Below are 1,611 nucleotides of genomic sequence, written 5' to 3'. Positions count from 1 at the left end.
TCTCCGTCCTCTTGATTCGCTGCCGCTTCCTCCGCCATCGATCACTTTCTGCCGGTCTTTCGGACGCCGTCTTGGCGTTCCTTTCATACCGACGATCTCAAAATCGATCGCACGCTCATCGATGTTCACGTTTGCGACTTTAATGGAAATCTCATCGCCGATGCGGAACACGTTCCCTGTGCGCTCGCCGATCATCGCCATAAACTTTTCATCATAACGGTAATAATCGTCGGTAAGATAGCTTACGTGCACGAGGCCTTCAATCGTGTTCGGCAGCTCGACAAACAATCCGAAGTTCGTCACAGAGCTGATGACTCCATCGTACTCTTCCCCGATTTTGTCGACCATAAACTGTGCCTTTTTCAGATCGTCGGTTTCCCGTTCCGCATCAACCGCTCGTCTTTCCATCCCAGATGAATGCTTAGCGATTCCCGGAAGTTCGTTCTTCCAATGACTTACGGTTTTCGGATCAGTCTTTTTATTAAACAAATATGTGCGGATTAGCCGATGAACGATCAAATCCGGATAACGGCGGATCGGCGAAGTAAAATGTGTATAGAACTCTGTCGCCAAACCATAATGCCCCAGTGACATATGATCGTATTTTGCCTGTTTCATCGATCGGAGCATGATTTTAGAGATAACCATCTCCTCAGGCTCCCCTTTTACTGTTTCAAGAAGCTGCTGAAGCGTACGCGGATGAATATCTCCAGGCGTACCTTTCAGCGCGTAGCCGAACATCGCCACAAATTCTAGGAAACGCTCGAGCTTTCCTTCATCTGGATCTTCGTGAATACGGTACATGAACGGGATGTCCATGCGGTGGAAATGCTCAGCTACCGTTTCGTTCGCGCAAAGCATAAATTCTTCGATCAGCTTTTCAGCTACCGACCGTTCACGCAGTACGATATCCTTTGGCTCGCTGTTCTCATCAACAAGCACCTTCGCTTCACTGAAGTCAAAATCTATCGCACCGCGTGCAAAGCGCTTTTTGCGGAGCACATCAGCAAGCTCAGCCATAAGCTTGAAAAACGGAACAAGCGGCTCATACCGCTCTGTTACCGCTTCATCTTCATCTTGAATAATTTTACGGACGTTCGTATACGTCATGCGTTCCGTAGTGCGAATCACACTCGGGAAAATCTCGTGCTTTACGACGTTGCCATCAGGCGTGATTTCCATCTCGCACGATATCGTCAGGCGGTCGACTTTCGGATTCAATGAACAAAGACCGTTTGACAAACGATGCGGGATCATCGGAATTACCCGGTCCACGAGATAGACGCTCGTTCCGCGGTCTTTCGCTTCTACATCGATCGGCGAATCTTCTGTCACATAATGAGACACGTCCGCGATATGGACACCGAGCTTGTAATTGCCGTTCGGCAGCTTTTCAACATTAACAGCGTCATCCAAATCCTTTGCGTCTTCTCCGTCAATTGTGACGATCGTATCTTCGCGCAAATCCCTGCGCCCTTCGATGTCTTTCGCATCGATCTGGTCCGGCACGCTGTTCGCCTGATCGATGACTTCCTGCGGAAATTCGCGCGGAAGGCCGTGCTTGAAGATGACCGAAATGATATCAACACCTGGATCATTTTTATGTCCGAT

At 49.0% G+C, this 1,611-nt stretch carries 1 protein-coding gene; it reads right to left on the bottom strand.

Going from position 1 to position 1,611, the window contains the following annotated elements:
* Window positions 1-1,611 (bottom strand): ribonuclease R (gene rnr / locus CGZ90_RS19570; protein ID WP_094254173.1); only part of this gene is annotated, 1,611 nt, incomplete at both ends.

Origin of the sequence: Fictibacillus aquaticus, from assembly GCF_002245695.1 — a bacterium.
GTDB classification, from domain to species: domain Bacteria; phylum Bacillota; class Bacilli; order Bacillales; family Fictibacillaceae; genus Fictibacillus; species Fictibacillus aquaticus.
Note: the sequence above shows the minus strand (reverse complement) of the source record. Positions and strands in the feature narration are given on the sequence as shown.